The 13,797-nt window shown below is 60.6% G+C and carries 6 protein-coding genes, 4 tRNA genes and 1 pseudogene; 9 read left to right on the top strand and 2 right to left on the bottom strand.

Going from position 1 to position 13,797, the window contains the following annotated elements; genetic code table 11:
• Positions 1-211: 211 nt before the first annotated feature.
• Positions 212-652 (top strand): annotated as a pseudogene (locus KUV72_RS20075) (retention module-containing protein); the annotation flags it as partial.
• 195 nt (positions 653-847) lie between these two features.
• Positions 848-7,120, top strand: coding sequence for a DUF5801 repeats-in-toxin domain-containing protein (locus KUV72_RS11985; RefSeq protein WP_315857891.1), 6,273 nt, complete (start codon positions 848-850; stop codon positions 7,118-7,120).
• A gap of 224 nt (positions 7,121-7,344) precedes the next feature.
• Here KUV72_RS11985 and mtnN read toward each other — a convergent pair whose 3' ends face one another.
• Together mtnN and folD are read right to left on the bottom strand one after the other, a co-directional pair.
• On the bottom strand, positions 7,345-8,052 hold the full coding sequence (gene mtnN, locus KUV72_RS11980; protein ID WP_222238557.1) for a 5'-methylthioadenosine/S-adenosylhomocysteine nucleosidase: 708 nt from the start codon (positions 8,050-8,052) through the stop codon (positions 7,345-7,347).
• A gap of 181 nt (positions 8,053-8,233) precedes the next feature.
• Entirely contained in the window at positions 8,234-9,106 is an 873-nt protein-coding gene (folD, locus tag KUV72_RS11975; protein WP_206939061.1) for a bifunctional methylenetetrahydrofolate dehydrogenase/methenyltetrahydrofolate cyclohydrolase FolD, read from the bottom strand.
• 202 nt (positions 9,107-9,308) lie between these two features.
• On the opposite strand from folD, the gene KUV72_RS11970 reads away from it, so the two are divergent.
• The 7 genes from KUV72_RS11970 to clpX all read left to right on the top strand — a co-directional run bounded on the left by KUV72_RS11970 (position 9,309) and on the right by clpX (position 13,550).
• A tRNA-Pro gene (locus KUV72_RS11970) sits at positions 9,309-9,385 on the top strand.
• A gap of 68 nt (positions 9,386-9,453) precedes the next feature.
• Positions 9,454-9,530, top strand: a tRNA-Arg gene (locus tag KUV72_RS11965).
• Between the two features lie 53 nt (positions 9,531-9,583).
• Positions 9,584-9,658 (top strand) — tRNA-His (locus tag KUV72_RS11960).
• A gap of 96 nt (positions 9,659-9,754) precedes the next feature.
• Positions 9,755-9,829, top strand: a tRNA-His gene (locus KUV72_RS11955).
• A gap of 321 nt (positions 9,830-10,150) precedes the next feature.
• On the top strand, positions 10,151-11,491 hold the full coding sequence (tig, locus tag KUV72_RS11950) for a trigger factor (protein ID WP_222238556.1): 1,341 nt from the start codon (positions 10,151-10,153) through the stop codon (positions 11,489-11,491).
• Positions 11,492-11,563: 72 nt separating this feature from the next.
• Entirely contained in the window at positions 11,564-12,184 is a 621-nt protein-coding gene (gene clpP, locus KUV72_RS11945) for an ATP-dependent Clp endopeptidase proteolytic subunit ClpP (RefSeq protein ID WP_206939051.1), read from the top strand.
• A gap of 76 nt (positions 12,185-12,260) precedes the next feature.
• The gene (clpX, locus tag KUV72_RS11940) at positions 12,261-13,550 is read left to right on the top strand and encodes an ATP-dependent Clp protease ATP-binding subunit ClpX (protein WP_206939049.1); all 1,290 of its coding nucleotides are present in this window, start codon (positions 12,261-12,263) and stop codon (positions 13,548-13,550) included.
• Positions 13,551-13,797: the final 247 nt, after the last annotated feature.

The raw sequence follows: 13,797 nt of genomic DNA, 5'->3' as shown, positions 1-13,797 counted from the left end.
TGATCAGGCCCCTTTTTTTATGAAGGGCAAGGGGCCTTGGTTGTGGTCCAGTTGATTCGACTTTTCTGGTAACTGGAATAGATGTTGATCTAAGAAAATTGCTGTTGAAATGCTATTTTGCCGAATCGGTTGTGTGCGGCTAAAAATGGAAAAGCTAGTCCTTAAGTACAGTGTGGTTTCGCATATTCCTTACTTATCTTGTTGGTAACTAATGAAGGCCATCGAAGATAAGGAAAGGCACATGGAAGATGCAGTTATTGTAGCGATTGTTGGTGAGGCGTGGATTCGTGATGCCTCTGGAAATACTCGCCATGCAAGAATCGGAGATCGCTTGGATGGTGACTGCGTACTGATCACTGGAGCCGCGAGCTCTGCTACTGTCGATACCGGGAATGGAAGCCTCCCTCTGGTTCTGGAGGCTAGCCAGCAGCTCAGTCTGCCGACATCTCAAGGCGATGCCGAAAACGATGTTTTCGGCGAGCCTCTGGATGAGGAGCAGTTGGATAAACTACTGAACGCCTTGGATTCTTCAAATGATTCTAACAACGACCTTGCCCCTCAAGCAGGTTCTGTTGGCGCGGGCGGAGGAGGGAACGAGGGGCACGGGTTTGTAAGACTCCTGCGTATCGTGGAGCAAGTCAGTCCTCTGGAGTATGCCTTCAATGGTTTAGTCGGCGATGATATTTCTCCCAGGGCTGGCGGTGCGAATACCCATGACGGGGACACTGAAAATCGTCGTGATGAGACCCCACCTAGGTCTCTAGGTCTGAACGTTGTATTAGATGAAGATGGGTTGCCTGGAGGTATTGCGGGCGGTCCGGAGGATGTGCCAGGCATTGCTGTCTTTGTGACGGGCACACTTGGGTATCGCTTCGGTGCCGATGGGCCTAATGCCAGTCAGGCCTTTACCTGGACCACCGCTGGTCTGCCCAGCGTGACCAGCGGTGGTGAAGCGGTCACTTGGTCGGTGTCCGAAGACGGTCTGACCCTGAGCGGTACCGACGCCTCTGGCAATGCGGTGTTGACGGTTGAGGTCACCAATGTTGTTACCGGAGCTTATGAAGCTACTCTGCGTCAGGGGCTGGATCACAGTGACCCAGCGGTAGAGGATGATATCGATCTTGTTCTTAAATTTACGATTACTGATGGAGATGGTGACAGTGTCAGTGGCTCCCTCAAGCTGACCGTCGATGACGATATACCGGTAGTGAGCATCACGGGTCCTGACGAAGCCGATCCGGACGGCGGTCTGAGCGGTGGCTGGACGACCTCCGGCGGTGGCGATGGTCAGGGTGAGGTGGTGATCACCGTGCCCGGCGACACCACCGAGTATGCGCCCGGTACGCCCATCGACACGGGCACCGGTACCTTGACCGTCAACCCGGATAATACCTGGACCTACACCCCGGACAGCGGTGACGGGGGCGGCGAACTGCCGGGCTTCGTGATCAGCGTGACCGACGGCGATGGTGACGTGGTCACCGGCAGCTACACGCCGCCTGGCGTGGACACCGTGCCGACGACTCCGGACTCCGATGGCGATCCTGCCACGCTGGCACCGGTATCGACCCTGGACGAAGACGGTCTGCCGGGCGGTATTGCCGGCGGTATCGAGGACGTGGCCGGCGAAGCGGTCACGGCCACCGGCACCCTCGGCTATGACTTCGGGGATGACGGGGCGGCCAGCAGCGGCGCCTTTAGCTGGAACACCAGCGGTCTGCCCAGCGTGACCAGCGGTGGTGAAGCGGTCACCTGGTCGGTGTCCGACGACGGTCTGACCCTGAGCGGTACCGACGCCTCTGGCGACACGGTGCTGACCGCGGTGGTGACCGACGTGGCCACCGGTGCCTACGAGGCGACCTTGCACCAAGGGCTGGATCACAGCGACGACAGCAAGGAAGACGATATCAACCTGTCGCTGGGTTACACCGTCACCGATAGCGACGGTTCCACTGCCGACGGCAGCCTGGCGTTGGTGATCGACGACGATATGCCGGTAGTGAGCATCACCGGTCCTGACGAAGCCGATCCGGACGGCGGTCTGAGCGGTAGCTGGACGACCTCCGGCGGTGGCGATGGCCAGGGTGAGGTGGTGATCACCGTGCCCGGCGACACCACCGAGTATGCGCCCGGCACGCCTATCGACACGGGCACCGGTACCTTGACCGTCAACCCGGATAACACCTGGACCTACACCCCGGACAGCGGTGACGGGGGCGGCGAACTGCCGGGCTTCGTGATCAGCGTGACCGATGGCGATGGTGACGTGGTCACCGGCAGCTACACGCCGCCGTCACCCGACACCGTGCCGACGACCCCGGACTCCGATGGCGATCCTGCCACGCTGGCACCGGTATCGACCCTGGACGAAGACGGTCTGCCGGGCGGTATTGCCGGCGGTATCGAGGACGTGGCCGGCGAAGCGGTCACGGCCACCGGCAGCCTGGGCTATGACTTCGGTGATGACGGGGCGGCCAGCAGCGGCGCCTTTAGCTGGAACACCAGCGGTCTGCCCAGCGTGACCAGCGGTGGTGAAGCGGTCACCTGGTCGGTGTCCGACGACGGTCTGACCCTGAGCGGTACCGACGCCTCTGGCGACACGGTGCTGACCGCGGTGGTGACCGACGTGGCCACCGGTGCCTACGAGGCGACCTTGCACCAAGGGCTGGATCATAGCGACGACAGCAAGGAAGACGATATCACTCTGTCGCTGGGTTACACCGTCACCGATAGCGACGGTTCCACTGCCGACGGCAGCCTGGCCTTGCTGATCGACGACGATATGCCGGTGGTCAGCATCACCGGGCCTGACGAAGCGGATCCGGACGGCGGTCTGAGCGGTGGCTGGACGACCTCCGGCGGTGGCGATGGTCAGGGTGAGGTGGTGATCACCGTGCCCGGCGACACCACCGAGTATGCGCCTGGCGATGACATCACGACCGATGGTGGCGTGCTGGTGGTCAACCCGGATAACACCTGGACCTACACCCCGGACAGCGGTGACGAGGGCGGCGAACTGCCGGGTTTCGTGATCAGCGTGACCGACGGCGATGGTGACGTGGTCACCGGCAGCTACACGCCGCCTGGCGTGGACACCGTGCCGACGACCCCGGACGCCGATGGCGATCCTGCCACGCTGTCACCGGTATCGACCCTGGACGAAGACGGTCTGCCGGGCGGTATTGCCGGCGGTATCGAGGACGTGGCCGGCGAAGCGGTCACGGCCACCGGCACCCTCGGCTATGACTTCGGTGATGACGGGGCGGCCAGCAGCGGCGCCTTTAGCTGGAACACCAGTGGTCTGCCCAGCGTGACCAGCGGTGGTGAAGCGGTTACCTGGTCGGTGTCCGACGACGGTCTGACCCTGAGCGGTACCGACGCCTCTGGCGACACGGTGCTGACCGCGGTGGTGACCGACGTGGCCACCGGTGCCTACGAGGCGACCTTGCACCAAGGGCTGGATCACAGCGACGACAGCAAGGAAGACGATATCAACCTGTCGCTGGGTTACACCGTGACCGATAGCGACGGTTCCACTGCCGACGGCAGCCTGGCGTTGGTGATCGACGACGATATGCCGGTGGTCAGCATCACCGGTCCTGACGAAGCGGATCCGGACGGCGGTCTGAGCGGTGGCTGGACGACCTCCGGCGGTGGCGATGGTCAGGGTGAGGTGGTGGTCACCGTGCCCGGCGACACCACCGAGTATGCGCCCGGTACGCCCATCGACACGGGCACCGGCACCTTGACCGTCAACCCGGATAACACCTGGACCTACACCCCGGACAGCGGTGACGGGGGCGGCGAACTGCCGGGCTTCGTGATCAGCGTGACCGATGGCGATGGTGACGTGGTCACCGGCAGCTACACGCCGCCTTGGGACACCGTGCCGACGACTCCGGACTCCGATGGCGATCCTGCCACGCTGGCACCGGTATCGACCCTGGACGAAGACGGTCTGCCGGGCGGTATTGCCGGCGGTATCGAGGACGTGGCCGGCGAAGCGGTCACGGCCACCGGCAGCCTGGGCTATGACTTCGGTGATGACGGGGCGGCCAGCAGCGGCGCCTTTAGCTGGAACACCAGTGGTCTGCCCAGCGTGACCAGCGGTGGTGAAGCGGTCACCTGGTCGGTGTCCGACGACGGTCTGACCCTGAGCGGTACCGACGCCTCTGGCGACACGGTGCTGACCGCGGTGGTGACCGACGTGGCCACCGGTGCCTACGAGGCGACCTTGCACCAAGGGCTGGATCACAGCGACGACAGCAAGGAAGACGATATCACCCTGTCGCTGGGTTACACCGTGACCGATAGCGACGGTTCCACTGCCGACGGCAGCCTGGCCTTGGTGATCGACGACGATATGCCGGTGGTCAGCATCACCGGTCCTGACGAAGCGGATCCGGACGGCGGTTTGAGCGGTGGCTGGACGACCTCCGGCGGTGGCGATGGTCAGGGTGAGGTGGTGATCACCGTGCCCGGCGACACCACCGAGTATGCGCCTGGTGATGACATCACGACCGATGGTGGCGTGCTGGTGGTCAACCCGGATAACACCTGGACCTACACCCCGGACAGCGGTGACGAGGGCGGCGAACTGCCGGGCTTCGTGATCAGCGTGACCGACGGCGATGGTGACGTGGTCACCGGCAGCTACACGCCGCCGGCACCCGACACCGTGCCGACGACCCCGGACGCCGATGGCGATCCTGCCACGCTGGCACCGGTATCGACCCTGGACGAAGACGGTCTGCCGGGCGGTATTGCCGGCGGTATCGAGGACGTGGCCGGCGAAGCGGTGACGGCCACCGGCAGCCTGGGCTATGACTTCGGTGATGACGGGGCGGCCAGCAGCGGCGCCTTTAGCTGGAACACCAGCGGTCTGCCCAGCGTGACCAGCGGTGGTGAAGCGGTCACCTGGTCGGTGTCCGACGACGGTCTGACCCTGAGCGGTACCGACGCCTCTGGCGACACGGTGCTGACCGCGGTGGTGACCGACGTGGCCACCGGTGCCTACGAGGCGACCTTGCACCAAGGGCTGGATCATAGCGACGACAGCAAGGAAGACGATATCACTCTGTCACTGGGTTACACCGTGACCGATAGCGACGGTTCCACTGCCGACGGCAGCCTGGCCTTGGTGATCGACGACGATATGCCGGTGGTCAGCATCACCGGTCCTGACGAAGCGGATCCTGACGGCGGTTTGAGCGGTGGCTGGACGACCTCCGGCGGTGGCGATGGTCAGGGTGAGGTAGTGATCACCGTGCCCGGCGACACCACCGAGTATGCGCCCGGCACGCCTATCGACACGGGCACCGGTACCTTGACCGTCAACCCGGATAACACCTGGACCTACACCCCGGACAGCGGTGACGTGGGCGGCGAACTGCCGGGCTTCGTGATCAGCGTGACCGACGGCGATGGTGACGTGGTCACCGGCAGCTACACGCCGCCTGGCGTGGACACTGTGCCGACGACCCCGGACGCCGATGGCGATCCTGCCACGCTGTCACCGGTATCGACCCTGGACGAAGACGGTCTGCCGGGTGGTATTGCCGGCGGTATCGAGGACGTGGCCGGCGAAGCGGTGACGGCCACCGGCAGCCTGGGCTATGACTTCGGTGATGACGGGGCGGCCAGCAGCGGCGCCTTTAGCTGGAACACCAGTGGTCTGCCCAGCGTGACCAGCGGTGGTGAAGCGGTCACCTGGTCGGTGTCCGACGACGGTCTGACCCTGAGCGGTACCGACGCCTCTGGCGACACGGTGCTGACCGCGGTGGTGACCGACGTGGCCACCGGTGCCTACGAGGCGACCTTGCACCAAGGGCTGGATCACAGCGACGACAGCAAGGAAGACGATATCAACCTGTCGCTGGGTTACACCGTGACCGACAGCGATGGCTCGACGGCAGAGGGTTCGCTTACGCTGGCCGTCGACGATGACAGTCCGACTATCACTATGTCGGTTGATGGAGGGGCCAAGAGTGTAGTGGAAGGTACCGTCACTACCGGTAAATGGTCATACGACCCTGGAGCCGATGGAAGTGCCAAGGAAATTGTAGGTAGGGTGCCGACGGAAAACGGATTCCGTGTCTTTGCACTGGGCGAAGAGGTGGTGACAGAAACAGGAACCTTGGTGGTGGATGCCGACGGAACTTGGACATTCACTGCGTTGCCGGGACTTGACCAAACCACGAAGCCAACTCTCGAATTTACTCTGGAGCGTCCGGATGCCGACGGTGATGTCGCGGCCAACACTCTGATGGTGGATATCATTGATGGTTCGGTACCGGTCACGCCAGACTCTGACGGAGATCCGGATACGGGGTCAGCTGCGGTGACGGTGGACGAGATGAAGCTTTCAGGAGGAAGCGATAGCGCGACGACCAATCTTGCTTTTGATTATGGCCCTGATGGCGCAGCTGAGAACGAGGCGTTCAAATGGGATCTCAGTACCCTGGACAGCATTACCAGCCGTGACAAGCCGGTCGTTTTCACTGTCAGCGACGATGGCATGTCGGTGTTCGGCGAGGCCGATGGTACTCGGGTGTTGACCATTACCCTGACAGATGACTCCCAGGGCGATGTCAGCGTGATGTTGTCAGATCCGATCGATCATCCCACTGACGGTGGCAACAACCTGACATTGACGGTGGGTTACACCATCACTGATAAAGATGGGTCGCAGGCGAATGGTGTGCTTGATGTTACGGTCCTTGATGACGGCCCCTCTATCGGTGTCATTGACCTCGGTAGAAGTGCAGTGAGGCCGCAGGCCTTGCTGTTAGAAGATGAAGAGCCACTACTACCTGTGGAGCTTGCGGCTGAGCTAGAGGATGAACCCAGCTATAGCGCGTTGGTGGCGATCGATGAGGAGGGTGTGGCTCTCGATATCGGCGAGCTTCTGGATGATCTAGACCACCTCGAGGGCGGTGAACAGGTTCTCGCCGTGCCGAACGGCGGTGATACTGTCTTGCATGTCAAACTCGATGGAGGTCTTAGCCAAGATGGCAGCAATGCGGATCTACAGGTAACTCTGCCAGGTGTCGCGATGGAAGGGGATAGTGATGCCTTCCTTGCCAGACTATTGGAGTCTTCGCAGACAGGCATTGAATAAAGGCTAAAGGCCTTACAAAGAAAGCGCTCGGCCTCGGAGGCCGGGCGCTTTTTTTTGTGGAGGGACAAGCGTGGAATGAGACTGGAAACCATCGATGTAGAGTAGGGGAGGGACGCGGCTTCCCTCACCCTGATAACTCGATGAACCAAGCATTAGACGGATAGTGGCCTGCGCCTACAGGAGGGTCGTGACGAAATGGCCGCCGCCGGTCCCAGCTGGTGCTGTCAAGCTGCAGATAGACGTTGAATCATGTGCGACACCATCCGGCTTGAGTGATCGGCTGCCTGGATCAGGAACTCCTCGAACGACAGGTGATTGTCTCCTTGTCCAGCAATGTCCGACAGCGCGCGAATCACGACGAAGGGGCACTGGTAGAGGTGGCAGGTTTGGGCGATGGCAGCGGCTTCCATCTCGGCTGCCAGCATGGCAGGGAAGCGAGCGCGGGTCCTGGCGACCAGATCGGGGCATGCCATGAACACATCCCCGGTGGCGATCAGCCCTTCAGTGACGTTGACTTCACCCATGGCTTCAATGGACTCTCTGGCAACAGCGACCAACTGCGCGTCGGGAAGGTAAGCCGCCGGCATGCCCGGTACCTGGCCCGCTTCATAGCCAAACACCATCGCATCGACGTCGTGGTGCCTGACTTCACGTGAAATCACGATATCGCCAATCGACAGGCCCTCTCCAAAGCCGCCGGCGGATCCGGTGTTGATGATGGCCTCGGGCGCATACTGTTCCAGCAGTTGGGTAGTACCCACCGCAGCATTGACCTTGCCAATTCCAGATTGCAGCAGGACAACGTTCATACCGTGCAGGCACCCCGTGTGAAAGGTAGAGCCCGCGTGGGACCTGGTCTCCCTGTCCTCCAGTTGAGAGGCAAGCTGCGCGACCTCCTGAGCCATGGCCCCGATGATTCCGATGCGTTGCATGGTAGTCCTTAGTCGTTTGTTCCAATGAAAGGGGATGCGTTGCCAGGAAGTCGGGGCCTGCGTATTTAAGCTCATGCAGCACAGACCTTGCTGTCGAGCGCTGGGCGAGGGGGGCACAACACCTGCTCCCCAAGCCATTGAGCAAGTCTGCGATCTCTTCCTGGGGCCGTATAAAGTGCGTTCAGCCGTCGTTAGCAGTCTGGCCGTCGTGGATATCGGCTGCCATTAACGTATTTTCCAGCAAGCTTGCCACGGTCATAGGGCCAACGCCGCCGGGCACGGGGGTGATGTGAGCGGCTCTGCGTGCCGCCTCCTCGAAGTCAACGTCTCCGACAAGACTGCCGTCATCCTGACGATTGATACCCACGTCGATGACGATGGCGTCGTCGCGAACCCATTCGCCTTTCACCAGTCCCGGCTTGCCAACGGCGACCACCAGCAACTCAGCGCTTCGAACGTGCTGCTCCAGGTCACGGGTAAAACGATGGCAGACGGTCGTGGTGCAGCCTGCCAGCATGAGTTCCAGCGCCATGGGGCGTCCGACGATGTTGGACGCACCAACAACGGTGGCATTGAGGCCGCGTACCGACAGGCCGCTATGATGAAGGAGGGTCATCACCCCCTTGGGTGTGCAGGGGCGCAGAAGCGGCAGTCGTTGAGCCAGCCTGCCCAGATTGTAGGGATGAAAGCCGTCCACGTCCTTGCTGGGCAAGATTCGCTCCAGAATGGGCCTGGCGTCGAGGTGTTCGGGGAGCGGAAGTTGAACGAGGATGCCGTCGATGGAGCGATCCGCGTTGAGCTGGTCGACCAGGGACTCCAACTCCTGTTGGCTGGTAGACGCAGGCAATGCGTGCTGAACGGAGGAGATGCCAGCCTGCTCGCAGGCACGGTGTTTATTGCGCACATACACATGGGAGGCGGGATCATCGCCGACCAGAACCACTGCAAGGCCTGGCGTCCGCCCGCCGGCTTGGCGGCGTGTCTCGACTTGGCGAGCAACCTGCTGGCGGACGGTGGCGGCAATGGACTTGCCATCGATGAGCTGGGCGGACATTGGCTTCCCTCAAAGTACGAATGAATGGGCGGTGGAAGGAGTGGGCACGGATTTTCGCATGCCGGGGCGGTCAGGCAAAGCAGAAGCCCGTTGGTGGAAAGGAAAGTTCAACTAGCGTGTTGACTTGTCAGGAAAGTTCCGTAGAATACGCATCGCTCGCCGGGACAGCTGAAACGGTTTCGGCGGCATTGCAACAGGTCGTCGGGGTGTAGCGCAGTCTGGTAGCGCGCCTGCTTTGGGAGCAGGATGTCGGGGGTTCGAATCCCTCCACCCCGACCACAAGCGATTGTTTAGAAAAGGTTTTTCTTGGCTTTCGGGTTGTGGTTAAGATTTCGGTTGTGTAGAATGCGCCCATAGCTCAACCGGATAGAGCAACGGCCTTCTAAGCCGTAGGTTGCAGGTTCGAGTCCTGCTGGGCGTGCCAGCAAAGCGTGGCGCCTGGTTAGGCTTGGGTTTGATCTGTAATGCTTGTATGTGGTGGATGTAGCTCAGTGGTAGAGCCCCGGATTGTGGCTCCGGTGGTCGTGGGTTCGATCCCCATCATCCACCCCACTCCATGCATTGCGGTGAGGCTTGAATCTGTCGTCTAGCGGGAAGGTTGCTGGTTGCGCTGGTGTCTGGTTGTAGATGTGAAGTGTTCAGGTTGTGGTGGATGTAGCTCAGTGGTAGAGCCCCGGATTGTGGCTCCGGTGGTCGTGGGTTCGATCCCCATCATCCACCCCACTACCTGAAGCGCGCAAAGTCGTATCTAGAATATGTCGTTATCGAATCAGCTGACTGCCACAGGGTGGGTCGGCTTTTCTTGTTGTTGCCTTCTTTGCTCTCTCCTTCCTTGAACATCGACCATCTAGCTGTCTTGCGAGCTCGGCCTTCAGTGGTTTAGGGAGCGGCCGCGAGGATGGATTGCGCGATTGCCCTTGTAAATTGTCCGAAAAGCCCCATCTAAAGGGCGTTGGCGCTTGCCAGTGCCCTGCGGGATTCTTAGAATCTCCCTTTTGACGTTTTCACAGTTTCAGTTTGCCCCCAGTCGGTAGAGGATTTTTCATGCAAGTTTCCGTCGATACGACCTCCCAGATCGAACGCCGCATCAACGTCCAGGTGCCGGCCGCCGAGATTGACGAGGCCGTCGCCGCCCGTCTTAAAGACGCTGCCAAGAACGTTCGTCTCGACGGTTTCCGCAAAGGCAAAGTGCCAATGTCCGTCATCCGCCAGCGTTACGGCAGCGATGTTCGTAACGAAGTGGTGGGCGAAGTGATGCGTGAGCGCTACGTCCGCGCCATCACGGATGAGAAGCTCAATCCGGCAGGCTTCCCGCAGATCGAGGCCAAGGTCAATGAAGCCGGCAAGGATCTCGAGTTTACCGCAGTGCTCGAGGTGTACCCGGAGTTCGAGCTGTCCACCATTGAAGGTACTGAGGTAGAGCGTCCGGTCGTTGAAGTGACCGACGCCGACGTGGACGAGATGATCGAAACTCTGCGCAAGCAGAACGCGTCCTGGGAAGAAGTGGAACGCGCTGCTGAAGACGGCGACCAGGTGAATATTGATTTCCAGGGCTTCCTGGGTGACGAGCCCTTCGAAGGTGGCAGTGCAGAGGGCCACGATCTCGTGTTGGGGTCAGGCAGCTTCATTCCTGGCTTCGAAGACCAGCTGCAGGGTGCCAAGGCGGGTGAGGACAAGGTCATCAACGTGACCTTCCCCGAGGACTACCAGGCCGAGCAGCTGGCGGGCCAGGAAGCTACCTTCAAGGTCAAGGTAAATGCCGTCAAGGGCCAGGCGCTGCCTGAAGTGGATGCTGCCTTCATCGAAAAGTTCGGAGTCGAAGGCGACGACGTCGATGCCTTCCGCGCCGAGGTCAAGAAGAACATGACGCGTGAAGCTGGCCAGGCGGTGGAGAACCGCGTGAAGCAGCAGGTGCTCGAGTCGCTGAAGCAGGCCAACGACATTCCTGTTCCCGATGCCCTGGTGCAGCAGGAAGTGGACGGCCTGAAGCGGCAGGCAGCCCAGCAGTTCGGCCTTGGCGAAGACTTTGATGTCAGCCAGCTGCCGAATGAGCTGTTTGCTGATCAGGCGCGCAGCCGTGTTCAGGTCGGACTGTTGCTGGCTGAGGTGATCAAGGTCAACGAGCTCGAAGCCTCTGATGATGAGATCAAGGCCAAGGTTGAAGAGCTCGCTCAGCAGTACCAGGATCCGGAGCAGGTCGTTGAGTACTACATGGGCAATGAGCAGATGAAGACCCAGGTCAAGTCTGCACTGCTGGAAGAGAAGGCGGTTGATAAGCTGCTCGATCAGGCGACGGTCAAGGACGTGGAAATGTCCTACCAGCAGGCTCTCGCCGCGGCACAGCAGCAGCCGGGCGAAGAGGCAGAAGAGGGCGAGGACGCTTAAGCGTCTTGCCGAGCCGGCCCGAACGGGCCGGCTTTGTCGTTTTGCCACACACGGATGCGAGGACACATCTCCATGAACACCGAGTTCGATATACATGCTGCTGGCGGCCTAGTGCCCATGGTGGTCGAGCAGAGCGCTCGCGGCGAGCGCGCCTACGACATCTACTCGCGCTTGCTCAAGGAACGGGTGATCTTCCTTGTGGGGCCCGTAGAAGACTACATGGCCAACCTGCTGGTGGCGCAGCTGCTGTTCCTTGAGTCCGAGAATCCCGACAAGGACATCCACCTCTACATCAATTCTCCGGGTGGATCGGTCACCGCCGGGATGTCGATCTACGACACGATGCAGTTCATCAAGCCCGATGTGTCGACGGTCTGCATCGGACAGGCCGCCAGCATGGGTGCTCTGTTGCTGGCCGGTGGTGCCGCAGGTAAGCGCTACTGTTTGCCCAACTCGCGCATGATGATTCATCAGCCGCTGGGTGGCTATCAGGGGCAGGCGTCGGACATCGAGATCCACACCCGTGAAATTTTGGGGATCCGCGAGCGACTGAATCAGATCCTGGCACACCATACGGGCCAGGATATCGAGACCATCGCCAAGGATACCGATCGCGACAACTTCATGAACGGAGCACAGGCTGCCGAGTACGGCCTGATCGACGCAGTGCTGGATAAGCGTCCTGCATCCTGATAGCGTGATAGTTTGCGCGATGACTACGTGATTACCGGTGGCCCTGCGGGGCTTCCGCTGCCAGAGAGGTACGCGAATGGCCGACGGCAAAGGCAAGGACGACAACGGTAAGCTTCTGTATTGCTCATTCTGTGGCAAGAACCAGAATGAAGTGCGCAAGCTGATTGCCGGTCCGTCTGTATATATCTGCGATGAGTGTGTCGATCTGTGTAATGACATCATTCGCGAGGAAGTTCTCGATGCCGATGCCGAGAGCGACGAGGAGCGTCTGCCCGTTCCACGCGAAATTCGACATACTCTCGATGACTACGTGATTGGTCAGGACCGCGCCAAGACGGTGCTGTCCGTGGCCGTCTATAACCACTACAAGCGTCTTCGTCATAGCGGCAAGGACGACGTGGAGCTCGGCAAGTCGAACATTCTGCTGATTGGTCCTACCGGCAGCGGCAAGACGCTTTTGGCCGAGACGTTGGCGCGCCTGCTCAACGTGCCGTTCACCATCGCGGACGCCACCACCTTGACCGAGGCTGGCTACGTTGGTGAAGACGTCGAAAACATCATTCAGAAGCTTCTGCAGAAGTGTGATTATGATGTCGACAAGGCTGAGCGCGGTATCGTCTACATCGATGAGATCGACAAGATTTCTCGAAAGTCCGATAACCCGTCCATCACTCGCGATGTCTCCGGTGAAGGTGTCCAGCAGGCCTTGTTGAAGCTGATCGAGGGCACTACGGCCTCGGTGCCGCCCCAGGGTGGTCGGAAGCATCCGCAGCAGGAATTTCTCCAGGTGGATACCGGTAACATCCTGTTCATCGTTGGCGGTGCGTTCGCCGGTCTGGACAAGGTGATACGTGATCGCGCCGAGACCGGTGGCATCGGCTTCAACGCTGAGGTCAAGAGCAAGGACGAGTCCAAGGGAGTGGGTGATCTGCTGCTCGAGGTCGAGCCCGAGGATCTGGTCAAGTTTGGTCTGATTCCCGAGTTCGTCGGACGTTTGCCGGTGATTGCCACCCTGACCGAGCTGACCGAGGATGCGCTGATACAGATCCTCACGGAGCCCAAGAACTCTCTGGTCAAGCAGTATGCTCGCCTGTTCGATATGGAAGGCGTCGAGCTGGACTTCAGAGAGGACGCCCTGCGCGCCGTGGCGCACAAGGCGATGGCTCGCAAGACCGGAGCACGTGGACTGCGCTCTATTCTCGAGTCCGTATTGCTTGACACGATGTATGAGATTCCCTCCCTTGAGGGCGTCAGCAAGGTGGTCATCGACGCGTCTGTCATTAGTGGCGAGAGCGATCCGCTGCTGATCTACAGCCAGAGCGAAGATACCGAGGAAGCCGCGCGGGTGGATGGTACCGACGGCTAACCTGCCGCTGTCGACTCGCGACGCCGACAAAGGGGCCGCTGATGCGGCCCCTTTGTCTGCCGGGCTTGATATCCGGGCATGGTCCTCGGGCATTGCCTTAAGGAGACTGTCTCAAGGGCATGGTCTTAAGGGCATGGTCTTAAGGGCATTGTCTCAAGAGATGTGTCCTGCGAGCCTAGTCTTTCGCTTTCTGGTCGACGGGCTTCGACTGCCGGTGGCAGGTATCACAGCATTCCGGCAGGTGTTT

It is taken from the genome of Halomonas sp. DP4Y7-1, from assembly GCF_019800705.1.
In the GTDB taxonomy this organism is placed as follows: domain Bacteria; phylum Pseudomonadota; class Gammaproteobacteria; order Pseudomonadales; family Halomonadaceae; genus Halomonas; species Halomonas litopenaei_A.
This window is presented reverse-complemented; position numbering and strand designations above follow the sequence as displayed.